The 23,935-nt window shown below is 63.1% G+C and carries 23 protein-coding genes; 8 read left to right on the top strand and 15 right to left on the bottom strand.

From position 1 onward, the window contains the following. Positions 1-32 precede the first annotated feature (32 nt). Positions 33-881, bottom strand: a complete 849-nt coding sequence (locus tag OGR47_RS01930; RefSeq protein WP_165052595.1) for an NADPH-dependent oxidoreductase — start codon at positions 879-881, stop codon at positions 33-35. A 434-nt stretch (positions 882-1,315) separates the two neighbouring features. Here OGR47_RS01930 and OGR47_RS01925 point away from each other — a divergent pair, with 434 nt between their 5' ends. Then, positions 1,316-1,852, top strand: coding sequence for an adenylyl-sulfate kinase (locus OGR47_RS01925; RefSeq protein ID WP_246729708.1), 537 nt, complete (start codon positions 1,316-1,318; stop codon positions 1,850-1,852). Positions 1,853-1,887: 35 nt separating this feature from the next. On the opposite strand, the gene cysN is transcribed toward OGR47_RS01925, so the two are convergent. The 7 genes from cysN to OGR47_RS01890 all read right to left on the bottom strand — a co-directional run bounded on the left by cysN (position 1,888) and on the right by OGR47_RS01890 (position 8,185). Next, positions 1,888-3,519, bottom strand: a complete 1,632-nt coding sequence (gene cysN / locus OGR47_RS01920; RefSeq protein WP_165052598.1) for a sulfate adenylyltransferase subunit CysN — start codon at positions 3,517-3,519, stop codon at positions 1,888-1,890. 1 nt (position 3,520) lies between these two features. Beyond that, positions 3,521-4,438, bottom strand: coding sequence for a sulfate adenylyltransferase subunit CysD (cysD, locus tag OGR47_RS01915; RefSeq protein WP_165052600.1), 918 nt, complete (start codon positions 4,436-4,438; stop codon positions 3,521-3,523). After that, a complete protein-coding gene (locus tag OGR47_RS01910) occupies positions 4,435-5,199 on the bottom strand; it encodes a phosphoadenylyl-sulfate reductase (RefSeq protein WP_165052603.1) in 765 nt (254 codons plus the stop codon). Before OGR47_RS01910 ends, cysD begins: the two co-directional genes overlap by 4 nt. An 88-nt stretch (positions 5,200-5,287) precedes the next feature. Next, positions 5,288-5,794, bottom strand: a complete 507-nt coding sequence (locus OGR47_RS01905; RefSeq protein ID WP_165052606.1) for a DUF934 domain-containing protein — start codon at positions 5,792-5,794, stop codon at positions 5,288-5,290. Next, entirely contained in the window at positions 5,778-7,499 is a 1,722-nt protein-coding gene (locus tag OGR47_RS01900) for a nitrite/sulfite reductase (protein WP_165052609.1), read from the bottom strand. Before OGR47_RS01900 ends, OGR47_RS01905 begins: the two co-directional genes overlap by 17 nt. Then, positions 7,500-7,814 carry a DUF2849 domain-containing protein gene (locus OGR47_RS01895; RefSeq protein ID WP_165052612.1) on the bottom strand — a complete coding sequence of 105 codons (315 nt, stop codon included), beginning with the start codon at positions 7,812-7,814 and terminating at the stop codon, positions 7,500-7,502. Further along, the gene (locus OGR47_RS01890; RefSeq protein ID WP_246729709.1) at positions 7,814-8,185 is read right to left on the bottom strand and encodes a 2Fe-2S iron-sulfur cluster-binding protein; all 372 of its coding nucleotides are present in this window, start codon (positions 8,183-8,185) and stop codon (positions 7,814-7,816) included. The genes OGR47_RS01895 and OGR47_RS01890 overlap by 1 nt, the downstream gene beginning before the upstream one ends. A 375-nt stretch (positions 8,186-8,560) precedes the next feature. Between OGR47_RS01890 and OGR47_RS01885 the strand changes: the two genes are divergently transcribed. The 3 genes from OGR47_RS01885 to OGR47_RS01875 are packed head-to-tail and all read left to right on the top strand — an operon-like array spanning position 8,561 to position 11,113. Beyond that, entirely contained in the window at positions 8,561-9,304 is a 744-nt protein-coding gene (locus tag OGR47_RS01885; RefSeq protein WP_165052849.1) for a hypothetical protein, read from the top strand. A 35-nt stretch (positions 9,305-9,339) separates the two neighbouring features. After that, positions 9,340-10,053, top strand: coding sequence for a hypothetical protein (locus tag OGR47_RS01880; protein ID WP_165052615.1), 714 nt, complete (start codon positions 9,340-9,342; stop codon positions 10,051-10,053). Between the two features lie 10 nt (positions 10,054-10,063). Then, entirely contained in the window at positions 10,064-11,113 is a 1,050-nt protein-coding gene (locus OGR47_RS01875) for an NADP(H)-dependent aldo-keto reductase (RefSeq protein WP_165052617.1), read from the top strand. Positions 11,114-11,150: 37 nt separating this feature from the next. Here the strand turns inward: OGR47_RS01875 and OGR47_RS01870 are convergent, their stop codons facing one another. Next, positions 11,151-11,795, bottom strand: coding sequence for a YqgE/AlgH family protein (locus OGR47_RS01870; RefSeq protein WP_206527450.1), 645 nt, complete (start codon positions 11,793-11,795; stop codon positions 11,151-11,153). A gap of 78 nt (positions 11,796-11,873) precedes the next feature. On the opposite strand from OGR47_RS01870, the gene OGR47_RS01865 reads away from it, so the two are divergent. Then, entirely contained in the window at positions 11,874-12,686 is an 813-nt protein-coding gene (locus OGR47_RS01865) for a protein-disulfide reductase DsbD domain-containing protein (protein ID WP_165052619.1), read from the top strand. Positions 12,687-12,702: 16 nt separating this feature from the next. Here OGR47_RS01865 and OGR47_RS01860 read toward each other — a convergent pair whose 3' ends face one another. From OGR47_RS01860 to mgtA, 3 genes are all read right to left on the bottom strand, one after another. Continuing rightward, positions 12,703-13,407, bottom strand: a complete 705-nt coding sequence (locus OGR47_RS01860; protein WP_165052622.1) for a pirin family protein — start codon at positions 13,405-13,407, stop codon at positions 12,703-12,705. 64 nt (positions 13,408-13,471) lie between these two features. Next, positions 13,472-14,686, bottom strand: a complete 1,215-nt coding sequence (locus OGR47_RS01855) for a PQQ-dependent sugar dehydrogenase (RefSeq protein WP_165052624.1) — start codon at positions 14,684-14,686, stop codon at positions 13,472-13,474. Positions 14,687-14,799: 113 nt separating this feature from the next. Beyond that, positions 14,800-17,364: a magnesium-translocating P-type ATPase gene (gene mgtA / locus OGR47_RS01850; protein WP_246729710.1), complete on the bottom strand. Its 2,565-nt coding sequence runs from the start codon at positions 17,362-17,364 to the stop codon at positions 14,800-14,802. Between the two features lie 233 nt (positions 17,365-17,597). Between mgtA and OGR47_RS01845 the strand changes: the two genes are divergently transcribed. Together OGR47_RS01845 and OGR47_RS01840 are read left to right on the top strand one after the other, a co-directional pair. Continuing rightward, positions 17,598-18,836, top strand: coding sequence for a glycosyltransferase family 4 protein (locus OGR47_RS01845; RefSeq protein ID WP_165052854.1), 1,239 nt, complete (start codon positions 17,598-17,600; stop codon positions 18,834-18,836). 4 nt (positions 18,837-18,840) lie between these two features. Then, positions 18,841-19,704 carry a glycosyltransferase family 2 protein gene (locus OGR47_RS01840; protein ID WP_165052628.1) on the top strand — a complete coding sequence of 288 codons (864 nt, stop codon included), beginning with the start codon at positions 18,841-18,843 and terminating at the stop codon, positions 19,702-19,704. Here OGR47_RS01840 and OGR47_RS01835 read toward each other — a convergent pair. The 3 genes from OGR47_RS01835 to OGR47_RS01825 all read right to left on the bottom strand — a co-directional run bounded on the left by OGR47_RS01835 (position 19,699) and on the right by OGR47_RS01825 (position 23,245). Beyond that, the gene (locus tag OGR47_RS01835) at positions 19,699-21,144 is read right to left on the bottom strand and encodes a lipopolysaccharide biosynthesis protein (protein ID WP_165052632.1); all 1,446 of its coding nucleotides are present in this window, start codon (positions 21,142-21,144) and stop codon (positions 19,699-19,701) included. The genes OGR47_RS01840 and OGR47_RS01835 overlap by 6 nt on opposite strands. Before the next feature lie 37 nt (positions 21,145-21,181). After that, the gene (locus tag OGR47_RS01830) at positions 21,182-22,858 is read right to left on the bottom strand and encodes an outer membrane beta-barrel protein (protein ID WP_165052635.1); all 1,677 of its coding nucleotides are present in this window, start codon (positions 22,856-22,858) and stop codon (positions 21,182-21,184) included. A 129-nt stretch (positions 22,859-22,987) separates the two neighbouring features. Beyond that, complete coding sequence (locus OGR47_RS01825; protein ID WP_165052639.1) at positions 22,988-23,245, bottom strand: DUF2312 domain-containing protein; 258 nt, start codon at positions 23,243-23,245, stop codon at positions 22,988-22,990. Positions 23,246-23,446: 201 nt separating this feature from the next. On the opposite strand from OGR47_RS01825, the gene OGR47_RS01820 reads away from it, so the two are divergent. Then, positions 23,447-23,932 (top strand): RDD family protein, encoded by a 486-nt coding sequence (locus OGR47_RS01820; RefSeq protein WP_165052643.1) that lies wholly within the window; start codon positions 23,447-23,449, stop codon positions 23,930-23,932. The last annotated feature ends 3 nt before the right edge of the window (positions 23,933-23,935 follow it).

The following is a 23,935-nucleotide window of genomic DNA, read 5'->3' as shown; positions in this document are numbered from 1 at the left end:
GAGAAGCCGCCCTCGCCAATGTCGTGGTCGGTTTAACGCAATTCGAAGCCGAGCGCCTTCAGAGCCTCGCGGAGACGATCTCGCCCGCTCATCGCATCGGTCCCGCGCACGCGCGAAAGCACCTGCCGAATCCAGCCCTGCTCAGGCAGTCCCTGCTCCTTCTGGAAGTCCTTGAAGACCGTATCGAGCGTCTCGATCGCCTCGCGTTGCGCGTCGCCCCACTGATATTGCTCGCGGTGCAGCACCGCCGCCTGACCCAGACGCGGCTTGACGCCGGCGTTTGCGGCCGGGTCAGGGACGCCGACGGTCATGCCGAAGACCGCGAAGACGTTGGGCGGCAGGTTCAGCTCTTTCGCAACCTCCTCCGGCTTGTTGCGCATGGCGCCGATATAGCAGCAGCCAAGCCCGATGGATTCGAGCGCGACCACCGCATTTTGCGCGGCGAGCGCGGCGTCCACCACGCCGGTCATGAAGATTTCGAGATAGTGGAGCGCCGCCGCGTCGCGGCCTCTCTCCTTGCCGAGATTTTCGAGCCGCGCGAGGTCGCAAAGCCAGATCAACAGGAGCTTGCAGTCGCGAATATGCTGCTGGCCGCCTGCGAGGTCGGCGAGGCGATTCTTGCGTTCCTCGTCCTCGACGGCGACGACGCTCCAGACCTGCAGGTTGGAGGAGGTCGACGCGGACTGCGCCGCCGCAGCGATGGTTTCGAGCGCACCGGGCGGCAGCGGCTGATCGAGATAATTGCGATGCGAGCGATGCGCGAGAAGGAGTTCGAGCGTGTCGTTCCAGATCGCCAGCTTCGGCGAATCGGCGCGGCGATAGCGCTCGAACATGGCCGCGGCGGGCGCGTCGAAATGATCCGGGCTTACGGGCTTGTTCATAATGGCTCCTACGCTGTCCCTCGGCTCGGCGCTATCGATACTGCGCGAATGCCGCCTTGGCGTCGGGGGACGGAGAGATCTCGGAAAGATGCGCCGGTCTTATACCCCATTCCGAGCGGCTCCGAAGCGGGATAAGGAGCCCGCCTCTCGACGGGTAAAGCGGCGGTTTTGCGCTCAGATACGGATTAAGGCGCTCGGCTGCAAGAAAATAGCCCGGTGAGCGAGAGGCGCGGATCATGCCGGATGCGACGGCAGGACAAGGCGGCCGCCTTTTCCCTGCTGCGGCAAATCCGGCGCCCCGCGCCGGATTGATTGACAATAAGCCGCCTATTGGACGAAGCTTTGAAGGTCTGTCTTGGAGCGCTCGGGGGGTGAATCATGACTTGCGGCGCGTCAAAGGATTGCTAAGCCGCGGTCAAAGAGAGACCGCTTGGATGAAAACCGATTCCAATCCACTTGATAAGCTTAAGAACCTCAAAAGCGCCGGAGAGCGCATCGAGACTCGCCAAGGAAGCCAGTCGTTTTTCGCCGGAAAGATCCTCATCATGGGGCTTCCCGGCGCCGGCAAAACCACATTGGCGCAAGTCCTCGTCCCGAGGCTCAAGGCGGTCCATTTCAACGCCGATGCTGTCCGCCAAAACCTGAACAAGGAACTCGGATTTTCTCTCGAAGACCGTCTCGAGCAGGCCCGGCGCATGGGCTGGCTGTGTGATCGAGTGACCGAGGCGGGACATATCGCCGTTGCGGACTTCGTGTGCCCGACGCCGCAAACTCGCAAGGCTTTTGGGCCGGCATTCGTGGTGTGGGTCGACCGCATCGACGAAGGGCGCTTTGCGGACACCAATCGCGTTTTCGTGCCCCCGCAACATTACCATGTGCGCGTCACGCGGGAGGGATCGCCCGAGTTTTGGGCCGAGAGGGCGCACTCCTGCTTCGAGCTTTGGCTGCGCGACCGTCCCCAGCCCTCATAAGAAGGCAAAGCCGGCATGGCGCGTAGCGCCCCGACTCAAATCCCCGGATCGTCCACCCGGCTCGGACGCTCTTGGCTCTCCAGACCGAAGGTCGAGCGCGTCCAAAAGCGGTCATGTAAATACGACAGCGCAAAGACCGCTATCGTTTGTGTGCCGGCGATCTCGAGCGACAGAACGGCGTCGCCCAAAAAGGCGTTGGCGACGACGAAGCTCACCAAGCTCACCGGAACCAGCCAGGAGGCCGCCTTCAGCAGACTGCGCTTGGGGGTCGACAGCAAGGTCTCTTGATCGAGCGCGACGCCCTCCATTGACGCATAGCTGACGTCCGTCAAAGGCGCCGCCACACGGCGGCTGGAGGCCGAAACATCCTTCACCATTCCGACCGCGACCGTCTCATTGGTGACGCGGTCGATGAGGATAAAACCGCCGGTCTCGCGGTTTTCCACATAGGGATCGCAAGCGACGACCGTCTCGAGCGAAAGTTGCGCTTCTCCAATCTCGTTGAAGGCGAGAGTCTCGCCCCCGCCAAGCGGCGTCGCGAGCCCGGTCTCGATCTCGATGCGCGACTGCACGACGTTGATGACCGCGGGCGTCGCCTTCGTCCCGATCTTGAGCAGATAGCTCTTGCCGGCTGTCAGCGGCTCACGCACAAGCCAAAGGAGCTTCGCCTCCAGCCTGTCGCCAACCCGCGCCGGGGAGACCGGCGAGCTCAACAGATCGCCGCGCGAGCAGTCGATTTCCTCCGCGAGTGTGATCGTCACCGACTGGCCCGATACGCCGCTCTCGAGATCGCCGTCATAGGTGACGACGCGCGAGACGCGCGTGTCCCGCCCGGAGGGGAGGATGCGCACAATGTCGCCGGGGCGGATATTGCCGCCGCTGATGAAGCCAGAAAAGCCGCGGAAATCGAGATTCGGGCGATTGACCCATTGCACCGGCATGCGGAAGGGCGCGATGCGCATAACGTCTTCGACCGCGACGCCTTCGAGATAGGTCAGGAGCGGCGGCCCGTCGTGCCAGGGCATATTTTTGCTCGCACAAACGAGATTGTCGCCGTCCTTGGCGACAAGCGGCACGACATAGATCGAGGCGAAGTGGAGATTCTTCGCGAATTCGTGGAAATCCGCCACGATCCCGCGAAATACGTCCTCGCTGTAGTCGACGAGGTCCATCTTGTTGACGGCGACGACCACATGGCGCACGCCGAACATGGAGTTAATGACGCTGTGGCGGCGTGTCTGCGGCAGAATGCCCTTGCGGGCGTCGACGAGCAGAATGGCGAGATCGGCGACCGAGGAGCCGACCGCCATATTGCGGGTATATTGCTCGTGGCCGGGCGTGTCGGCGACGATGAACTTGCGCTTGTCGGTCGCGAAATAGCGATAGGCGACGTCGATGGTGATGCCCTGCTCGCGCTCCGCCGCGAGGCCGTCGACGAGCAGCGCGAAATCGAGATCGTCGCCCTGCGTGCCATGCTTCTTGGAGTCGGCTTCGAGCGCCGCGATGAGGTCGTCCAGCGCGAGATTGGCGTCGTAAAGCAGGCGACCAATCAGCGTCGACTTGCCGTCGTCGACCGAGCCGCAGGTGATGAAACGCAGGAGCGGTTTATCGGCGGGGATGCGCGCAACCGTCGGCGCGGGGGCTTCCATGACCTCGACGCCCTGCATCTCAGAAATATCCTTCCTGCTTCTTCTGCTCCATGGAGCTGGAGCCGTCCTGGTCGATCAGGCGGCCCTGCCGTTCGGAGGTGCGGCTTTCGCGCATCTCCGTGATGATCTCGTCGAGCGTCGCCGCCTCGCTCTCGATGGCGCCGGTCAGCGGATAGCAACCGAGCGTGCGAAACCGCACCATCTTGCGCTCGATCGTCTCGCCGGCTTCGAGCGTCATGCGCGCGTCGTCGACCATGATCAGCGTGCCGCTGCGGCGCACCACCGGTCGCTCCTTGGCAAAATAGAGCGGCACCACCGGGATGTTCTCGCGCGCGATATAGTCCCAGATGTCGGCTTCGGTCCAATTGGACATGGGGAAGATGCGCAGGCTCTCGCCCGGCGCCTTGCGGGTATTGTAGAGGCGCCAGAATTCTGGCCGCTGGTTCTTCGGGTCCCAACGATGCTGCGCCGTCCGGAAGGAAAGCACGCGCTCCTTGGCGCGCGACTTCTCCTCGTCGCGACGCGCGCCGCCGAAGGCCGCGTCGAATTTATATTTGTCGAGCGCCTGCTTAAGGCCCTCGGTCTTCATGATCTCGGTATGGAGCTTCGAGCCATGGACGAAGGGGCTGATGTTCATCTCAATCCCTTTGGGATTGATATATTCGACGAGCTCCAGGCCCCATTCCTTGACGATCTTATCGCGAAACTCGATCATCTCCCGGAACTTCCACATCGTGTTGACATGGAGCAACGGGAACGGGAGCTTCGACGGATAGAAGGCTTTCCTGGCGACATGCAACATCGCCATAGAGTCCTTGCCGATCGAAAACAGCATCACGGGCCGCTCGCATTCGGCGACGGCCTCGCGCATGATGTGAATGCTTTCGGCTTCCAAACGATCCAGATGGCCGAGCGAACGGGTCGGAAGCGCGCTCATTCGAAGACCTCCGGCGATGCGGAGTCGGGCGCCGCGCCGCGACGCAGGACGCCATCCTCGCCCACATGCAGGCCGCACTCTTTCTTGTCGTCCTGCTCCCACCACCAGCGGCCGGCGCGCTCGTCTTCGCCGGGCTCGATGGCCCGCGTGCAGGGCGCGCAGCCGATGGAGAGGAAACCCTTGGCGTGGAGTTCGTTCACGGGGACTGAGAACGCCTGGGTCGCGGCGACGATGTCGTCGCGCTTGTAGTCGAGAATAGGATTGATCTTGATCACCCGGTAATTGGCGTCGAAAGCAACCAGCGGAACCTCCGCGCGCGCGGCGGACTGATCGGCGCGCAGGCCCGTGATCCAGCCGGAGACGCCGGCCAGCAGGCGAGAAAGCGGCTCGACCTTGCGCACATGGCAGCAGGCCTTGCGCGCTTCGGCGGATTTGTAAAAGCCGTTGACGCCCTGTTCTTCAACAAGCGCTTCGAGCGCCGCCGCCTGAGGATAGGCGGAGCGGATGCGCCGCGCGTAGCGGGCTTCGGTCTCCTCCCAGAGCGTATAGGTTTCGGGAAACAGACGTCCGGTGTCGATCGTCACGACATCGATATCGAGACCCTGCGTGAAGATCGAATGTGTGACGAGCTGATCTTCGACGCCGAAGCTCGTCGTGAAAACAATGCGGCCGGGGATGAACTCCCGGACGAGCTTGAGTCGGAGATCGAGATCGAGCGGCGCGAGGCGCGGGCCGAGTATTTCCGGGATGGAAGGATTCATGATCTGAGCGCGCCCAAAGTGTCGGCGGACCGAAGGCCCGATTGGGAATCGAGCGCCCAAAGGGAGCCCCGGCGAAGCAACCAAGCCTTCATTTCGCCGCCGCCTTGCGCCGCGCTTCGAGGATGGAGCCCGGCGCGACAAATCCACGCTGATAGGTGCGCGCATGCGCCGCGCGCTCTGCCTGCCACTGCGATTCATCCTGCCGCTCGGCGAGATCGTCGGGAATTTCGATCGTGTCGAAGCCGCAGCCGAGCGCATGGCGGTACTGGTCGGCAAGCAGCCGCCCGCTCGCGCGCAGCTCGCCCGTAAAGCCAGCCCTGCGGATGAGCCGCGCCAGCGAGAAGCCGCGTCCATCGGCGAAGGCGGGAAAGACGATGGAGATGAGCGAGAGGCGCGGCAGCGCGGCCGCGAGCGCCTCGGGCTCTGTGGTGTTCGGCGCGAGGACGCCGAGCGCCACGCCCGCCTCGAGGTGCGCGACCGCATGTTCGAGACGCGCAAGCGACACGATTACCTTGCCGCTCCTGGGCAGAGCCTCTTCATCGGCGAGGCGGCGCCAGGCGTCTTCGATAAAGCGGCCTTCAGATATCAGCGCCATCTTCGCCCTCCCGCCGCAGCACGTCCTTGAAGCGGGCGTGACCAATGCGCCGCCATGTTTCGATGAATGTCTCGCCCTCCTGGCGCTCGGCCAGATAGAAATCGACAATATGCTCGATCACGTCGGGCACTTGCTCCGCCGTGACGCCGGGGCCGAGAATTTCGCCGATCGACGCCGAGAAGGTCGGATCGCCGCCGAGTGTGATCTGGTAGGATTCCTGACCCTTCTTTTCGAGCCCCAGAATGCCGATCGCGCCGACATGGTGGTGGCCGCAGGCGTTGATGCAGCCGGAAATCTTGATGCCCAATTTGCCGATCCGGCGCTGGCGCGAGAGATCGGAGAACCGCTTGGAAATCGCCTGCGCGATCGGGATCGAGCGCGCCGTCGCGAGCGCGCAGTAATCGAGGCCCGGGCAGGAGATGATGTCCGAGACGAGACCGGCGTTCGCCGTCGCCAGCCCCGCGCCATCGAGCAGCTTCCACAGATCGAAAAGATCGTCCTGCTTCACATGCGGCAGAATGACGTTCTGCTCATGGGAAATCCGCAGCTCGCCGAAGCCGAAGCGTTCGCTCGCCTCCGCCAGGACGCGCATCTGCTGCGAGGTGGCGTCGCCGGGAATGCCGCCGATCGGCTTCAGCGACACGGTGACGATGGCGTAGCCCGGAACCCGGTGCGGCGCGGCGTTGACTTCGACGAAATTGCCGAAGGCCGGATGGGCGACGCGTTCGGCCCGCAACTTGGCCGACTCCGCGGGCAGCGCCTCGTAAGGCGGCGGCGTGAAGAAGGCGGCGATGCGCTCGAATTCGGTGGGATCGTAGGAGAACACGCCGCGATCCATCGCGACGAATTCCGCCTCGATGGCGGCGCGCACCTCCTCGATCCCCTTCTCGTGAACGAGGATCTTGATGCGCGCCTTGTATTTATTGTCGCGACGGCCGAAGCGGTTATAGACCCGCATGACCGCCTCGAGATAAGCGAGGAGATCGGCCCGCGGCAGATAGTCGCGGAGAACCTTGCCTACGAAAGGCGTGCGCCCGAGCCCGCCGCCGACCACCACCTGATAGCCGACATCGCCCGCCGCATTCGTCATGATCCGCAGACCGACATCATGAACCATGATCGCCGCGCGATCATGCTCGGAGCCCGTCACCGCGATTTTGAACTTGCGCGGCAGGAAAGAGAACTCGGGATGGGCGCTCGACCACTGGCGCAGGAATTCGGCCGTCGCGCGGGGATCCTCGATCTCGTCCGGCGCGACGCCGGAGAAATGGTCGGCGGTCACGTTGCGGATGCAATTGCCGGAGGTCTGGATGGCGTGCATCTCGACTTCCGCGAGCGCCTCCAGAATATCCGGCGTGTCGATCAGCTTCGGCCAGTTGTACTGGAGGTTCTGACGCGTGGTGAAATGGCCGTAGCCGCGATCATATTTGTCGGCGATGTCGGCAAGGCGGCGCATCTGCCGCGCCGTCAGCGTGCCATAGGGAATGGCGACACGCAGCATATAGGCGTGGAGCTGCAGATAAAGCCCGTTCATCAGGCGGAAGGGACGGAACTCGTCCTCCGTCAGCGAGCCTTCCAGACGCCGGCGGACCTGCTCGCGAAACTCCGCGACGCGCTCGCGCACGAAGGCGGCGTCGAACTCATCGTAGCGATAGGTCGTGACCGGCGTGTTCGGCCGCGCGAGACTGGGATCGTGAGCGGTCATCTAAGCGGCTCCTTTGGCCTGCTTGCCGAGATCGGGGCGCACGCTCGGTCCCTTGAGGCGCATCTTCTCGCGATAATGCAACGGGGTCGGAGCGCCATCCGCGCCGACGTCCACGTCGGCGAGATAGACGTCGACGACGCGATTTTTAGCGATCTCCGCCTTGCCAACGCCCTCCAACACGGCGGCCTCTTCCTTGTCGCGCGCGACGCGGGCGCGCCGATGATCGCGCTCCCAGCCCTCGGCGCCCAGAAACAAGACCTCGCCGTCGGCAAGGTCGGAGGCAAGGAGAATCTGCGGATGTTTGAGCGCCGACATCACGTCTCCTGCGCCAGCTTGAGGGAAAGGCCGCTCATCTCGTCCGACCAGATGATCTGGCAGGCGAGCCGCGAATTTTCGTAGAGCATCGGCAGCTCGTCGAGCTTTTCCAGCTCGTCGTCACGCGGCGGCGGCACGCGAGCGGCCGACTCGGCGTCGAGCACCACGTGACATTCGGCGCAGGCCAGCGCGCCCCCGCAAGTGTTTTCCATGCCAATGCCGTAATCGCGCAATATCTCCATCAGCCGCCAGCCTTCCACGGCCGCGAGCTCGTGAACGACGCCGTTTCGGTCCTCGACGCGCAAGATCGGCGCCTCGGGCTCCAGCGGAACAGGGGACGGGTCGACGGCAATATCCAAGGCAATGCTCATGGGCTTTTCGTTGAGGCGGAATGGGGTCGCCGCGGCTGTGGCGTTCTGTATTTCGAACGGTTAGATACTCTAAATCGCACGTAAGTCAATTCACTTCTAAAAATTGCCATATAGAGATAAATAACATTTATTTTCAGTTAAATATGGAGCCGCCAAATTTCACAGCTGGGACATGACAAGCGGCCAGAATCTATGTTTGTTAAGGATCAGGTGACCAATCGGAGCGGTGGACGAACGGGCTGCGCTCATCGCCAAGGAGACCTCATGGTAAAAAGGCCGATAAAGACCGTCAAAGAAACGCCGCCTCCGAAAAAGGAGCCGGAGCCGCGTCGCGACGTGCGGGAGATCACGCCGCCTCAGCAATCTGCAGGAGCGATTATGAGACCAACGGTCATAGTCGTCGGCGCCGACAAGGGGGGCGTCGGGAAGACGACGATCGCGCGCGCCGTTCTCGACTTCCTTTCCCTCAACAGCCTAGACGCCCGCGCCTTCGACACGGAGACGCCGCGCGGGACTCTATATCGCTTCCATCCGGAAGAGACGATGATCGTCGATCTGACGTCGACCGCCGATCAGATGAAGATCATCGACACGCTCAATTCGTCGGAGGCGAAGGTCAGCATCATCGACGTGCGCGCGGGCGGCTTGAGCCCCGCGCTCGAAGCGCTCGACGAGATCGGCTTCTTCGACGCGGTGAAGGCGGGCGAATTCCGCTTCATCCTGCTCCACGTGATTGGCCCCTCGATCGCCTCGCTCGACGAAATCGCCGAGATCGCGCCCTATATGTCGGACGCCAATTACTTCATGGTGAAGAACCATGTGAACGACACGACCTTCTTCGAATGGAACCCTCAGACCCATTCGAAATATTTCGAGGACGTGAACACCACGGGCGAGATCACCATCCCGAAGCTCGGCGAATTGGCCTATGAACAGGTCGAGATCGCGGGGACGCCTTATTCGACCTTTATCGCCAACCAGACGGCGGAAGGCGAACCTGCGGATCACTCCTTCGTCCTGCGCGGTTACGTGCGCACCTGGCTCGCGAGAGTCGCGGACGAATTCGAGCGAGTCGGGCTTCTCGATCTCATCACGACGGGCGTGGCCAAGGGACGTTGAGACGAAGGCGGCGCCGCCCTCGTCAAGAGGATGAAATGAGTCGCCGCACCCTCATCTACTTTGTCTGCTCGCCGCATTCGCGCACTGGCGTGACAACCGCGGCGCGGCTGCTGACCGACTACTATCTCTCGCGCGGGGTCCCTGTCGAAGGTTTCGACACGGATTCGCGCGAGCCCAACTACGCTCTGCGCTTTCCGGGCGTCGCCCGCGTGGTCGATATAGGCGACGTCAAAGGTCAGATTTCTCTATTCGACCGCCTGCTGGTCGCCGACGACGCTCCCAAGATTGTCGACGTTTGGAGCCGCTCCTACGACCAGCTCTTCGCCACTATCGCCGAAATCGGCTTTTTGGAAGAGGCGCGCAACGCTGGCGTCGAGCCGATCATTCTCTTCCAATCCGACAGTTCCCAGACCGCCGCGAGCAATGCGCGGCTGCTGAACACCACCTGGCCCAATTTGTGGCTCACGGTCATCCATAACGAGGGGGCCGCGCCCCTTCGCGCCGAAGCCCTGGACATTCTCGCCCACTATCCGGCGCGCGGGAAGCTGGTGATCCCAAAGCTCGAGAGCGCCATCGCCGCGGCCCTGGACGACGTCGATGTCTCGCTGTCGACCTTTTTGTGCGCGCCGCCATCCCATATATCCATCGTCGTGCGTGCGGCTCTGAAGGCCTGGCTTCTTCCGATCTTCACGCAATTCCAAAGCTTCGAAATGCGCATGAATCTGCAATCGAGCGAATTTCTCCGTTAGGCGCGCCGACATGGAATACAGGAAACTTGGGGCGACCGATCTCTCCGTCTCAGCCATCTGTCTGGGCTCCATGACCTGGGGCCAGCAGAACACCGAGGCTGAGGGTCACGCGCAGCTCGACTATGCCTTATCGCGCGGCGTCAACTTCATCGACACGGCGGAAATCTACTCGATCCCCCCGCGTCCGGAGACGCAAGGCTCGACCGAGCGCATCATCGGCTCTTGGCTCGCCTCGCGCAAAAACCGCGACAAGGTGATCATAGCCACCAAGGTCGCCGGGCGCGGGGAGGCGCATTGGCTGCGCGAAGCGGGCGGGGGCACGGTTCTCGACCGCAAGAATATCCATTTTGCGATCGAGAGCTCGCTGAAGCGCCTGCAGACCGATTACGTCGATCTCTACCAGCTACACTGGCCCGATCGCTCTCTGCCCCTCTGGGGCGCAGGCGGGACGACCTATCGCCGCCCCTCCAAGCGCCCCGAAGTCCCGATTGAAGAGACGCTGGATGCGCTGAACGAGCTGGTGACGGCCGGCAAGGTCCGCCATATCGGTCTATCCAACGAGACGCCCTGGGGCGTCTCGCGGTTCCTGCGGGCGGCGGAGCTCGGCCATGGCCCGAGGGTCGTCTCGATTCAGAATGCCTATAATCTGATCAATCGCACCTTCGAGATGGGCCTCGCCGAATTTGCCGAGCGCGAGGTCGTCGGCCTCCTCGCCTATTCGCCTCTGGCGCAGGGCTATCTCACCGGCAAATATCGGGGCGGGGCAAGACCGCCGGGCGCCCGTACGACGCTCTTCGAACGCGGCCAACGCTACGAGACGCCCGGGGTCGAGGCGGCGATCGACGCCTATCTTGCGCTCGCCAAGGAGATCGGCGTCGACCCGGCGCAGCTTGCCCTGGCTTATGTCACGTCGCGCCCCTTCGTGACCTCGAATATCATCGGCGCCACCACAATGGCGCAGCTCAAAACCGACCTGGATTCGGAGGACATCGACATCACGACGGAGATCGAGGCGCGGATCGACGCGATCCACCAGCTCCACAGCAATCCGGCGCCGTAAGGAGGATGATGCGCGCTGTTCGGCGCGCATCTAAACGCTACGCATGCCCCGCGCTGGACGACAGCCGCTCCAGATCGACCCCCATGGAGCGCAGCGCGCGCACATATTTGCCGCCCAGATCCCGGTCGAACAGCAGCGCCGGATCGGCCGGGCAGTGCAGCCAGCCGTTCTTCTGGATTTCCTCCTCGAGCTGCCCCGCGTCCCACCCGGCATAGCCGAGCGCGAGCAGCGCGTGGTCGGGCCCCTCGCCCGCTGCGATTGCGCGCAGAATGTCGATCGTCGCCGTGAGGGAGACGCCGTCATCAATCGGCAAAGTTGAGTTATCGAGGAAGAAATCCGGCGAATGCAGCACGAAGCCGCGGTCGGTTTGCACCGGCCCGCCGGAAAGCACCTGAATCTCCTCGGCGCCGCGCGGCAGGCTGATGCGCTCTTCGGGCGCGATCACTTGCAGTTGCACGAGGAGATCGGGAAAATTCTTCACCCGCGCCGGCTGGTTGACGACGATGCCCATCGCGCCTTCTTCCGAATGCGCGCACAGATAGATCACCGAGCGTGCGAAACGCTCGTCCGTCATGCCGGGCATTGCGACGAGGAGCTGCCCGTCCAGATATCGGCGGCCGGGGGTTCGAACGTCGCCAGCGGGATACTCTTCGGAAACTTGCTTGGGTCGCAACCTACTCATAGCTTCATGCTACGCCCGCAACGCCCCCTTAACAAGCGGCGTGGATAAATCGCCTCGACCGACCGGAAGCCAGAGCTGATGATAACGCCAAAGCTGAAGATGCGCGCCTTTTTCCCCTTCACGGCCACGCTCGCCGCCGCGCTCGCATTGGCGCCGGCGCAGGCCGCGGAGCCGGCTTTTGCGACAGCGCCGGCCACGGGAACTGTCTCCGCGGTCAGGCTGCTCTCCGCTGGCCCGCTGGAAGGCGGCGCCTATCGCGCGGGCGTCGAAATCAGCCTCGCTCCCAAGACCGCCACCTATTGGCGCCAGCCCGGCGAAGCGGGCTCGCCCCCCGTCTTCGATTTCTCGAAGTCGGCCAATGTCGCCAAGGTCGAAACGGCCTTCCCGACGCCCAAGCATTTGGACGAAGCCGGCACGGTCGTCGCCGGCTATGACGAGACCGTGATTTTCCCGCTCAAAATCACGCCGAAGAACCCGAAGGCGCCAGCGACGCTCTCCCTCGACCTCGACTACGCGGCCTGCGGCAAGATTTGCCTGCCAGCAAAGGCCTCGCTTACCCTCGCCCTGCCGCAGTCGGGCGCCTCGCCCTTCGCAGCCGCGATCGCCGCCGCCGAGAAGCGCGTTCCCGTGAAGATCAGCGGCGCCGAAGCCGCCAAACGGTTGGCGTTGAAGAAGGATGGCGAGTCCTGGCGGTTGAGCGTCGCTGGGCCTGGCAAGGTCCAGGACATTTTCGCCGAAGTCCCCGAGCCGCTCTTCATCGAGAGCAAGCGCGAAGGGGCCGATTTTGCGCTGACGCTGTTCTCGACCGGCCCCAAGCCCAAGAGCGCGAACGTCACGCTGACGATCGTCACCGATAAGGAGACCTTCGAGGCGCCGGCGCATTTGGAGTGAGGCCCGCAAGCCCGCCTCACATTGCCATATCGAAGACCAGCGCCTCAGCGTCGTCGCTTCCTTCGAGGCAAATGGCGTCCGTCTCGCTCACCGCGATCCCGTCGCCAGCCTCGAGGCGCGCGCCATTCACCGAGACCCTGCCGCGCGCGACCTGCACCCAGGCGGCCCGGCCGGGCTCCACTTGGTGAGACACGCTTTGGCCAGCGGCCAGCATCGTCGCGTAAAGGTCGACGTCCTGATGGATCGTGAGGGAGCCGTCGCGTCCGTCGCGTGATGCGATGAGGCGCAGGCGGCCGCGCTTTTCCTGCGGCCCGAAACGCTTCTGCTCATAGCCCGGCGCGAGACCGTCGCGCTCCGGCAGAATCCAGATCTGCAGGAAATGTGCGGGGGCGCGATCCGAGGCGTTGTATTCGCTGTGACGCACGCCGGTCCCTGCGCTCATGCGCTGGACGTCTCCGGCGCGGACGATGGAGCCGACGCCCGTGCTGTCCTTATGCGCCAGCGCGCCGTCGAGCACATAGGAAATGATCTCCATGTCCTTGTGCGGATGGGTGGGAAAGCCGCCGCCGGGCGCGACGCGATCCTCATTGATGACCCGTAGCGGGCCGAATCCCATGTGCTCCGGATCGAAATATTGCCCGAAGGAAAAACTGTGACGGCTGTCGAGCCAGCCGAAGTCGGCCATCCCTCGCTCGTCGGCCTTTCTGATCGCCACTTGCATCGTTCTGCTCCGATTGCTTTAGCAAGCAAATGGCCCCGCGCCTGCCGTTCGGCAATCCCGCGCCTCATTGCCCCGCGATGATAGAGCGCTGGTAGCTGATCCGGTAAATGGCGCCATTCTCGTCATCCGTGACAAGAAGATCGCCGCCCGGCGTCTGCGCCACGTCGACCGGCGTGCCCCTATAGGGCATGACGCCCTTGTTCCAGCCTTCGACGAAGGGTTCGCTGACGCCGCCGGTTCCGTCCGGGCCGAGGCGCGTGAACATCAGCCGCGCGCCGACCGGCTGCGTCCGGGCGCCTGAGCCGTGCTGCGCCGAGAAAATGCCGCCCCGGTATTTTTTCGGGAAAGTCTCGCCCGTGTAAAAAACCATGCCGAGGTCGGCGGCGTGGGCTTCTTCCTCCACCTCCGGAAAGACGACGCCGGGCGGCGGCTCGTCCGACGCATATTCCACCGTGCGCACATGCCCGCCCCCATACCAGGGGAAGCCAAAGTGCAGCCAGGGGATCGGCGCGCGGTTCAATTCGCCGGGCGGCTTGTCGTCTCCCATCTCGTTCGTCTGATTGTCAGTGAACCAAAGCGCCCCATCGGCGGGGTTGAAATCCATGCCCACCGAATTGCGCACGCCGCGTGCGAAAACTTCTCGTCGCGAGCCGTCGGGATTCATGCGGATGATTCCGCCGACGCCCGTGCGCTCGTAGAAAGTGAGCTTTTCCTTCGGCGCGACGTCATAGGGCTGGCCGAGCGATATATAAAGCTTGCCATCCGGCCCCACGCGGCAGACGCGCAACGTATGGCCGTCGCTTTCCTCCTGGCGCGGTATGAGCTCGCCCTTCGCGACGACAATGCGTGCATGTGGCCGGCGCCATTCCTCTTCGGCCTTCGGGATACTCAAAACACGGTTGCGTTCTACGATGAAGAGCGTTCCCTCCGGCGAAAAGCACAAGCCGTGCGGCAGATCGAATGTGAAGGCCAGTTCGAGGCGCTCGACATTGGCCGCGCGGCCGGCGCCGGACGTCAGCACGTAGACGACGTTCTCGACGCCGGTGCCGATGAAAATCGCTTTGCCTCTGGGGCCCACGGCAAGAGTGCGCGCCCCTGGCGCGCGCGCATAAAGAAAAATGGAGAAATCTTCCGGCGCCCGCAGATCCTTCAGGATCGCTTCTATTTCGGCCGCGCTTCTGGCGCGCTGCGGCTCGCGCGGATGCTGCGTGAGCGCGAGCGCGCCAGCAAGGGCAAGCGCGCCGGCGAAGACGAAAGCGATAAGGAGCATGCGCCGCATCGGCGTCCTCCGAGTGGAAAGACGTCTAGGAAGCTTTTAAATTTCCTCGATCGCGCTTTTGTTCCCGGCCAAGCAGGCGGGCGCCTCTTTGCCTCCCGCTGCGCTTGCGTGGACTAATCTTCGAAGCGCTCGAAGAAGGCCGTCTTGGCGATATGGGCGAGAATGGCGTAGCTGATGAGGAAGAAGCCGATCGCCGGCCAATAGGACGCCGGCAAGGGCACAAAGCCGAAGGCAGGCGCGAAGGGCGAATAAGGTAGCGCCGCGCCAATGAGACAGACCAGAATCGTCGTCAGCAGCAGCGCCGTGCTCGCCCGGCTTTCGATAAACGGGATCTTCTTCGTGCGGATGACATGGATGATGAGCGTCTGGGTAAAGAGAGATTCGATGAACCATCCTGTCTGAAAGAGCGAAGGATTCTCCCAGCCGTCAAAGGCCGTAGTCATTAAAATGAAGGTGGCGTAATCGAAGATGGAGCTGACGGGGCCGACGTAGAGCATGAATCTCGCAATTCCGCCGATGTCCCATTTGCGCGGCTGCGCGATGAAATCCTCGTCAACATTGTCGGTGGGGATTGTGGTTTGCGACAAGTCATAAAGAAGATTGTTGGTGAGAATCTGGATCGGCGTCATCGGCAGAAAAGGGAGAAAGACGCTTGCGCCGAGCACGCTGAACATATTTCCGAAATTGGAGCTCGCGCCCATGCGGACATATTTGAGAATATTGGCGAAGACTTTCCGACCTTCGACGACGCCGTCGTTGAGCACAGCAAGGCTCTTTTCGAGCAGGATGATATCCGCCGACTCGCGGGCGATATCGACCGCGGAATCGACCGAAATTCCGACGTCGCCCGCTTTCAACGCCGGCCCGTCATTTATGCCGTCGCCGAGATAGCCGACGACGTGGCCGTTGGCGCGTAGCGCGGCCACGACGCGCGCTTTCTGCGGCGGCGACAATTTGGCGAAGACCGTGATATCGGAGACGCAAGCTGCGAGCGTCGCGTCATCCATCGCCTCGATCTCGGCGCCGAGCGCGAGGCGTTCGATTTCCAACCCGACATCATGGCAGATCTTGCGCGTCACAATGTCGTTGTCACCGGTCAGGATCTTCACTGCGACGCCGGCGCTGTGCAGATCGGCGATTGCCTGTGCGGCGCTGTCTTTCGGCGGATCGAGAAAGGCGATATAGCCGAGGAGCGTCAGCTCCTTTTCGTCGGCGGGCGTGAAAACGCTCTGCTCGCGTGAGGCCGGCTTATAGGCGACCGCGATGACCCGGAAGCCATCGGCGTTGAGGCTCGCCGTTTCGCGCTTGGCGGCTTCAATATGCGAGGAATCGAGCGCGCCTTCTGTCTCGACGGTTTCGAAACGGGTCGCGACGGCGAAGATTTCCTCGACGGCGCCCTTGCAGATCAATAGCCGCTCGCCATCGTCGCGCTCCACCACGACAGAGAGACGTCGGCGCTCGAAGTCGAACGGAATCTCGTCGATCTTTTTGAAACTATGCTGTGGCGCGAGGCGCGCCTCGATCTCGGCGTGTTGAAGGACGGCGATGTCGAGAAGATTGCGCAGGCCAGACTGGAAATGGCTGTTGAGATAAGCAAACTCCAAGACGCGGTCGGAGTTTTCGCCATAGATGTCGAGGTGGCGCTTGAGGATGATGCGGTCCTGCGTCAGCGTGCCGGTCTTATCGGTGCACAACACATCCATCGCGCCGAAATTCTGAATGGCGTTGAGACGCTTCACGATCACCTTTTCGCGGGAGATCGCGATTGCGCCTTTGGCGAGATTGACGGTGACGATCATCGGTAGCATTTCGGGCGTCAGGCCGACGGCGACTGAAATCGCGAAGAGAAAGGCGCCGAGCCAATCGCCCTTCAAATAGCCGTTAACGAAAAATACCAATGGCGCCATGACAGCCATAAAGCTGATCATCAGCCAGGTAAATTTGCGAACGCTCTCGTCGAACGCCGTCGAAGCGTCGGCTTCCGCAATCCGGTCCGCGATAGCGCCGAAATAAGTGTGACCCCCAGTTACGACAACAATTGCCTCTCCATAGCCGCTCACGACATTCGAGCCCATGAAGGCGATATTGTCGGCTTCCAAAACGTCTATCGTCGCTGGGACGGTGTGGGCGAATTTTTCGACAGGCATCGACTCGCCGGTCAAGGGGGACTGATTGACGAAGAGATCCTTCGTCGTCAGCAAGCGAACGTCGGCGGGTATCATGTCGCCAGCGGCAAGCCGCACAATATCGCCGGGAACCAACTCTTCGAGCGAGATTTCGACGAATGGATCGTCTCCATCGGCGCGCTGGGGACGGCGAACCGAGGCGTGGGTGCGCACCATGGCGCGCAGCTTCGCGGCGGCGGCGTTGGAGCGATGCTCCTGCACGAAGGCGAGAAGCACGCTGAGGACCACCATCGCCGAGATGACGATCGCCGCCCGATGGTCGCTCAAGGCCCACGAGGCCACGGCGAGCGTCAGCAGAAGGCCATTCAGCGGGTTGAAGACGTGGCGCGCCAATTCCCGAAAGACGCCGCCGCCAGCCTCGCTGGCGACGCGGTTGGGTCCATGCCGCCTGAGGCGGCGCGCCGCTTCGTCCTCGGAAAGCCCCTTTTCCGAAACGCCAAACGCTTCAAAAGCCGCCGCCGGATCGCTCGACGCGGCCTTTCCGAGGGTCATGCGAAGAGCCTGATCAACATCGGCGCGAGCAATCATCTGCAGGATCTCGGCTGTATGGCGGCGGCGCGATCTGCGCCCCGCGCCCATTGAACCAGATTTTGGTTAAGTCTGTATCCCTATTGCGCGGCGCTCGAGCGGCCGATTAACGCTTGCGCAAGAGCGGAGCCGTAAGCTGCGGCCTCCTCGGCCCTTGCCCATTCCGCCGTCGCCAGAAAGCTCGTGATCAAGTGACCATGCGCATCATTGTCGTGACCGATCACGCGCATATCAACGGCGGCCTCGCCAAGGTCGCCATAGACAGCGCCAAGGGCTTTGCGCGGCGCGGTTATCGCGTCGATTATTTTTCCGCAGTCGGCCCGGTTGAGCCAAGCCTCGTCGAGGCCGGCGTCTCGGTGACGCTGCTCGATCAAGCGGACGTGATGTCTGCACCTTCCCTGGCGCGTTTTGGCGCCCAATGGCTCTGGAACGCGGCGGCGGAGCATGGGCTCGCCGGTCTTCTCGCCTCTTGCGATCCCGCCCAGACGATCGTCCATGTGCATGGCTGGGCCAAGGCGCTCTCGCCCTCGATCGGCCGGGCGCTGAGGCGCTCGGGGCTGCCGGTGGTTCATACGCTGCATGAATTTTATCTCGCCTGCCCCAATGGCGGTTTTTACGACTACGGCGCGGCGCGCAACTGCGACTACAAAGCCATGTCGCTCGGATGCATCGCGCATAACTGCGACTCACGCGGATACCATCGCAAGCTGATGCGCATCGGGCGCCATGCGCTGATGCTCTATGCGAGCGGCCTCTATGAGACGGCGCGCCACATCATTTCCATCTCGAAGCTGCAGCGCGAGGTTATTGCGCCCTATATGCCGAAGGACGCCGTCTTCTATGAGGTCGGCAATCCGATCGATGTCTCGGACCTGGGACCGAAGGGCGACCATGCGCCGGCGGATTTCGTCTTCGTGGGCCGCCTCTCGGCGGAAAAGGGACCGCGTTATTTCGCCCAAGGCGCGCGCCTTGCAGGCGTCACGCCCGTCTTCATCGGCGATGGCCCCGAGCGCGAAGGGCTCGAAAAAGAATTCCCGGAAGCGAAATTTCTGGGTTGGCGGACCCCTTCGGAAGTGCGCGAGGCGCTGCGCGCCGCGCGGGCCCTCGTCTTCCCTTCCGTTTGGTATGAGGGCCAGCCGCTCACCGTCTATGAGTCGCTGGCGCTCGGCACGCCCGTGATCGTCAGCGAACTTTGCGCCGGTCGCGAGGCCGTCGTCGACGGCGAAACTGGCATCTGGTTCAAATCATCCGACGCCCAATCGCTCGCGGCGGCCATCACACGTCTCAAGGACGACGGCCTTGCGCGGCGGATGGCGGAGGCGGCCTATGCGCGCTATTGGGCGGCGCCGCTGACGCTCGATCGCCACCTCGATTCCGTCGCCGCCGTCTACGAGAAAGTGCAGCGGCATTGGCGCGCGGCGCAGAGCCCGGCTTAGCGGCATGAAGATCGTCGTCGCAATCGCCACCACCGGGCGGCCGCATATCGTCGGGCAGTGCCTGCAGCGTTTCGCGAAATTCACTGGTGAACTGCATCGCCTGCTGGTGATAGGCGCGTCTCCCGAAGACGCGCCGATCCCGGCCGGCGAAGCGGAGTTCCATGTCGCGCGCGCGCGCGGACTCACAATCCAACGCAATCACGCCTTGGACCTTGTGGGGGAGGATGCGGATATCCTCATCTTCGTCGACGACGATTATGTGCCCGGCAAAGGCTTCATCGATGGCGTCAGGCGTTTGTTCACCGAGCATCCAGACATTGTGGCCGCCTCGGGCCATCTGATCGCCGACGGCATTCACGATCGCGAGCCGCTCGATTTCGCCCAGGCCGACGCCCTCGTCGCCGCCTATTCGCCCCCTAACGATATCCGAATGAGCGACGAGACGGGCACATATGGCTGCAACATGGCCTTTCGCTTGGCCGCGGCGCCGCAGGCGCGGTTCGATGAAAATCTGTCGCTCTACGGATGGCTGGAGGATACCGACTTCTCGGCGCTTTACGCGCGGGTGGGCCGCGTCGTCCGCACGAATTCATTCGCTGGGGTGCATCTCGGCGTTCGTTCCGGCCGGACGTCCGGCGTGCGGCTGGGCTATTCGCAGATCGCCAACCCGCTGTACCTCTTGCGCAAAGGAACCGTTTCTGCTCGCTTCGTCATGAATCTCGCGAGCAGGAATTTCCTGGCCAATCTCATCAAATCGCTCGTCCCCGAGCCCGGGATCGACCGCTATGGCAGATTGCGCGGCAATCTGCTTGCCTTGCTCGACCTGGCGCGCGGTCGCTGCGACCCGCGCCGGGTGCTGGAATTATGAGCGCGCCTCGGCTTTTGTCCGTCGCAGCCGCCTCATGACACTCGGCAAGATCATCCCACGCAGATCCGCGACGTCGAAGGCATAAGTGACGACGCCATAAACAGCGGCGCCAGCAAGAATTTGCATTGCGAGCGTAACGACGCCCGGCGTCATGGCGCGCATCGGCGCGCCCAGGAGAAGCATGGCCACTGTCGCAACCACGGCTCCGACGACATCACGGGCGCGGGGCCACATTGGCTCCAGCAAGAAAAGCATGGCGGCAAGCGTCGCAAAACCAGCCACAGAAGAAATGGATTGCGCATAAGCAAAGCGCGTGGCGTCCGCAGTCGCCGGCAGCAGCATGACGGCCAGGAGATCGGCGAGCAAGGCGATCAACGCCGCTGCGATCAACGGCGTCAATCGATGCGCGAGCTGAAAGGCGGTGTTCACGCCGTAATTCGTCATGGCGAAGGCGAAGAGCGCGGGCGTCATCAGCGCGAAGTAATGCGCGAACTGGCCTCGGAAATTCTCGGGCGCGAAGAGCGCCTCGAAGCTCGGGAGAATGAGCCAAGAGCCAGCAACCGCGGGCGCGACGATCGCAAAGACAACGCCTAAATTGCGGGAAATCTGCGCCCGCGCCGCGTCGGCTCCCGCCGTCCGCTCCGTATGCACGGCAAGCTGGAAGAGAATGACGTCGATCGCCGAGCCAATCGCGCCGACGATGCGCACTCCGGTCTCGAAGGCGAGCGAAATCTGCCCCACCTCCGCGAAACCGTGATCCCGCGCCAGCAGCGTGCGGTTGATGAGCGGCACGATCTGATAAAGCACGGCGGCAAGGACGATCGGCGCGCCATAGGCCAGAAAGCGCGCCGCAAGCCGGCGCTGCGCCAGGCGAAAGCTCGTCTTCGGATCGGCAAGCTCGCCCCGCGCCACAATGAGGCAGCCGCCGACCGAAATCATCATGCCGACAAGCGCCACATTGGCGGAGCCGAACACGAAAGCGCCGCCAACCGTCAGCGAGAATGCGAGCACGTTCTTGGCGATCACCAAAGCGCTATAGGCCTTGTCGTGGAAACGCGCGCGAACGAGCGCGGTCGCTGTGTCGAAAAGCGCGTTGGAGAGCGAGACCCCGACAGCAAGCGCGGCGAGGTCGTGATCGAGCGGGAGATCCAGCCGCAACGCATAGAGGAGGAGCGCCGCCACAATGGCGAGCGCTGCGAGCGCAGCAAAGGCTGCATCGAGCGTCGAGCGGATTTCCGGATGGTCCTTCCGGTCTTGTTCCGAGTAATAGCGCGTCGCCGCGAGGCGGAGCCAATCGAAGACGAAGGTCTGGGCGACGACGGCGACGGAAAGCGCAAGGACGAAACGTCCATATTCCGCCGGCCCCAGAAATTTGGCGACGAGCAGCCCGACGACGAAATTCAGCAGGCTGTTGAGGATGAAGGGAATCATCATCCACATTGCGCCACCCTCTCCTCGATGGCCTGCGGGCGCGGTTTCAAAGCTGGAACCTCAAGCCCAGGAGATAAACATTGGCCGAATAACCGGCGTTGCGGAACGAGCTGCTGAGTTGCTCATGGGTGAAGCTGCCGCGCAGCGTGATCGTTCGCGTCAGCTTGTATTCCAGCCGGACGGCGGCGCTGCCGCCACGTTCGTGGACGTTCAGGGTTGCGCCCGAAGCGGCGGCCGCGGCCACGACGATGGGCGAGTTCGAGCTCTGATAGTCGTTGGTGAAATAACCGCCCGTAAAGGTGACGTTGAGGTTTCGCATCAGGTCATGCGAGAGCGTCGCGGTGATCGAACGCGTCAGCACGCCGCTGGCGTAGGCGAGCGTGGTTTCGTTCATTGTCGTCGAGCCGCGCAGCGTCAGCGTCGTGAGCGCAGAGGGCGTATAGATGAGCGCGGCGTCGATTACCGGCCCGCGCAGCTCCGCCAGACGGAAGTCGGCGTAATTTCTTTGGCCATATCCGCCGGAAACCTCGCCCTTCACCATTTCCGTGACGTTGAAGGTGGCGCCGCCGCGGATGATGTAGCCGGTGCTATCGCGATAGAAGCCGTTGAAGTCGATCGGCGAGTCGTGAATGCGCCTGTCGACGGTCCCTTCCACGAAAGGCTTCAGATCCGGCGTTACCTCATAGGAGGTTCGCAGAAGCGCGCCAAAGTCGTTGTAGCTCGTCGATGCAAGATTGAGCGTCGTGCCGTTCGAATATTGCGCGTTCTGATACCAGACGCGATCATAAGTGCCGCGTAGCGAAACCTCGATCCGCCCGAATTTCTGCGTGACGCCGCCCTGGGTTCCGACCCCAAGTATGATCGGCCGGTTGACGACATAGACGCTCGACTGATCGGCGGAGATCGCCGGCGCGCCGGGCCGCTGCGTATCGAGCTGCAGACGTCCGCGCAGATCGAGCGTGGTGTCGCGCGTCAGGTCGTAGCGCGCGGCCATCGCGCCTTGGGCGTCCGGGCGGCTCGCGGCCGGATAGTCGAAATATTCCGAATAGCCCCCGCGCAATTCGCCTTCGAGGCTGTGGCGCGACCAGTTGGATTTAACCTGCAGCCCGCCTTCGCCCCGAAACAGCATCGAGCCGCGCGGATTGTAGCTCGGAGCCAGGCGGTTGGGGTTGTCATCATAGCCGCCGGACGCCTGGACGTAAGGAAACAGCAGCGTCGAGCCGACAGCGACGCCGAGCGGATCATAGGGGTTCGGCTCGACCTTTGGCTTTGGCTTGGTCTTGATCGTCGGCTCGGCGGCGACCGTCACGGGGGGCGCAGGCGCGAGAAGCTGCTGACCGGGCGGCGCATAGGTCGACCGCAGCCGCAAAGCCTGCCGCTTGGCGACATAGGAGGATTTGTATGGCTCCAGCGCCGGCAGCGGCGTTTTCGGCAAGAAAGGCGGCGGATAGGGCGCGCGCCGCGGCGGGTAAGGCTTGGGCAGCTTTTGCCGTTTCACCGGCGCGCCGTAATTGGCCGCCTTGGGAACGCCGGGGTCCTGCCCCAAGGCCAGGCTCCCCTCTTGGGGAACGGAGGAGGCGCCGGCGGAATCCAGGCGGCGTAGCGGCGGCTTGTCCTGCCCCGCAAGCGCCGAGAGGGGCGAGCTCGCCTTAGGTTGCGTCAAGGCCTGGCCGCGGGCAGGCGCCGCAACAGCCATGGCCAATGCGGCGCAGAGCGCAGCCAACGCAACGCGGCTCCTCGAGCTTCCCGGCGGCACCTGATCCCTCGCCTGCGCGCCTCAACAGCCCGCGAGTCGACGCGGGGGCGCATGGCAAGGGTTAGGGCTTTATGGTTAACGCGAGCTTATCGGGGTCTATTCCATGCCGAGCGCAGAGAGGTAAAGCTCTAAAATCTCTTCCTCTTCCTGGCGCTTATGCTTGTCCTGGCGGCGCAGGGAGACGATCTTACGGATGATCTTCGGATCGAAACCGGTTCCCTTGGCTTCGGCGTAGACATCCTTGATGTCGTCGGCGATAGCGCGCTTTTCCTCTTCGAGCTTTTCGATTCGCTCGACAAAGGCGCGCAAATGGCCGCCGTCGACGGCGCTGGCGTCCACCGCATTGGTGTCCATGGTGCTTTCCCGCGAGAGTTGGCCGGCTTGGGTTTTTGCCCGCCGACGGATTCCGGCGAGGCTTGCGACAGCTTCGTGACCTCGTCAAGGCGCAGGCGCCGTTAATCCCCCAATATCTGATCCTCGGGTCGGGGCGACTTGAAAGCCGATCTATTGCGTCCGACATTTGCCTGACGCGCGATCAGCACTTTGGAGAATGACATGGCCGGCGACGGCGACTTTGGCGGCTATTCCAGGGGCGCACCGCCGCCCTATGCGCGGGCGCAGGGCCCCTATATTCCGGCCCCGGCGCTCGAAGGCGTGCGCACCCGGCGGATCATGGCGGTGGGGCTCGACCTCATCCTGGTCTCGGGCCTGGCGGTGGCGCTCTTTCTCGGGCTTTTCATCTTGAGCTTCGGCATGTCGGCGCTGCTGCTGCCGCCGATTTTTCCGATCGTAGCCTTCTTCTACAACGGGCTGACGGTCTCCGGCTGGCGCAGGGCGACGCCTGGCATGGCCTTCATGGATCTCGAAATACGGACCATGCAGGGCATGCCCGTGCCTTTCCTGCAGGCGGCCGTCCATGCGGTGCTCTTCTACGTGACCTGGATGTTCCCGCCGCTGTTCCTGGTGTCCTTCATCACCAGCGACAAACGATGCCTGCACGACATTCTGGCGGATGTGATCGTGCTGCGGCGATCGGCGTGAGGT

Source organism: Methylocystis sp. MJC1 (assembly GCF_026427715.1).
GTDB lineage: Bacteria > Pseudomonadota > Alphaproteobacteria > Rhizobiales > Beijerinckiaceae > Methylocystis.
Note: the sequence above shows the minus strand (reverse complement) of the source record. Positions and strands in the feature narration are given on the sequence as shown.

Excerpts from the sequence above, each read along its gene's own strand:
- OGR47_RS01840 (WP_165052628.1), top strand. The coding sequence starts at position 18,841 with ATGAAGATCGTCGTCGCAATCGCCACCACCGGGCGGCCGCATATCGTC.
- OGR47_RS01910 (WP_165052603.1), bottom strand. The coding sequence starts at position 5,199 with ATGAATCCTTCCATCCCGGAAATACTCGGCCCGCGCCTCGCGCCGCTC.
- OGR47_RS01865 (WP_165052619.1), top strand. The coding sequence starts at position 11,874 with ATGATAACGCCAAAGCTGAAGATGCGCGCCTTTTTCCCCTTCACGGCC.
- OGR47_RS01845 (WP_165052854.1), top strand. The coding sequence starts at position 17,598 with ATGCGCATCATTGTCGTGACCGATCACGCGCATATCAACGGCGGCCTC.
- OGR47_RS01835 (WP_165052632.1), bottom strand. The coding sequence starts at position 21,144 with ATGTGGATGATGATTCCCTTCATCCTCAACAGCCTGCTGAATTTCGTC.
- OGR47_RS01895 (WP_165052612.1), bottom strand. The coding sequence starts at position 7,814 with ATGTCGGCGCTCAAACATCCGCAGATTCTCCTTGCCTCCGACCTTGCC.
- OGR47_RS01820 (WP_165052643.1), top strand. The coding sequence starts at position 23,447 with ATGGCCGGCGACGGCGACTTTGGCGGCTATTCCAGGGGCGCACCGCCG.
- cysD (WP_165052600.1), bottom strand. The coding sequence starts at position 4,438 with ATGAGCGCGCTTCCGACCCGTTCGCTCGGCCATCTGGATCGTTTGGAA.
- mgtA (WP_246729710.1), bottom strand. The coding sequence starts at position 17,364 with ATGACCCTCGGAAAGGCCGCGTCGAGCGATCCGGCGGCGGCTTTTGAA.
- OGR47_RS01855 (WP_165052624.1), bottom strand. The coding sequence starts at position 14,686 with ATGCGGCGCATGCTCCTTATCGCTTTCGTCTTCGCCGGCGCGCTTGCC.
- OGR47_RS01825 (WP_165052639.1), bottom strand. The coding sequence starts at position 23,245 with ATGGACACCAATGCGGTGGACGCCAGCGCCGTCGACGGCGGCCATTTG.
- cysN (WP_165052598.1), bottom strand. The coding sequence starts at position 3,519 with ATGCAGGGCGTCGAGGTCATGGAAGCCCCCGCGCCGACGGTTGCGCGC.
- OGR47_RS01930 (WP_165052595.1), bottom strand. The coding sequence starts at position 881 with ATGAACAAGCCCGTAAGCCCGGATCATTTCGACGCGCCCGCCGCGGCC.
- OGR47_RS01905 (WP_165052606.1), bottom strand. The coding sequence starts at position 5,794 with ATGGCGCTGATATCTGAAGGCCGCTTTATCGAAGACGCCTGGCGCCGC.
- OGR47_RS01875 (WP_165052617.1), top strand. The coding sequence starts at position 10,064 with ATGGAATACAGGAAACTTGGGGCGACCGATCTCTCCGTCTCAGCCATC.
- OGR47_RS01890 (WP_246729709.1), bottom strand. The coding sequence starts at position 8,185 with ATGAGCATTGCCTTGGATATTGCCGTCGACCCGTCCCCTGTTCCGCTG.
- OGR47_RS01880 (WP_165052615.1), top strand. The coding sequence starts at position 9,340 with ATGAGTCGCCGCACCCTCATCTACTTTGTCTGCTCGCCGCATTCGCGC.
- OGR47_RS01900 (WP_165052609.1), bottom strand. The coding sequence starts at position 7,499 with ATGACCGCTCACGATCCCAGTCTCGCGCGGCCGAACACGCCGGTCACG.
- OGR47_RS01925 (WP_246729708.1), top strand. The coding sequence starts at position 1,316 with ATGAAAACCGATTCCAATCCACTTGATAAGCTTAAGAACCTCAAAAGC.
- OGR47_RS01870 (WP_206527450.1), bottom strand. The coding sequence starts at position 11,795 with ATGAGTAGGTTGCGACCCAAGCAAGTTTCCGAAGAGTATCCCGCTGGC.
- OGR47_RS01860 (WP_165052622.1), bottom strand. The coding sequence starts at position 13,407 with ATGCAAGTGGCGATCAGAAAGGCCGACGAGCGAGGGATGGCCGACTTC.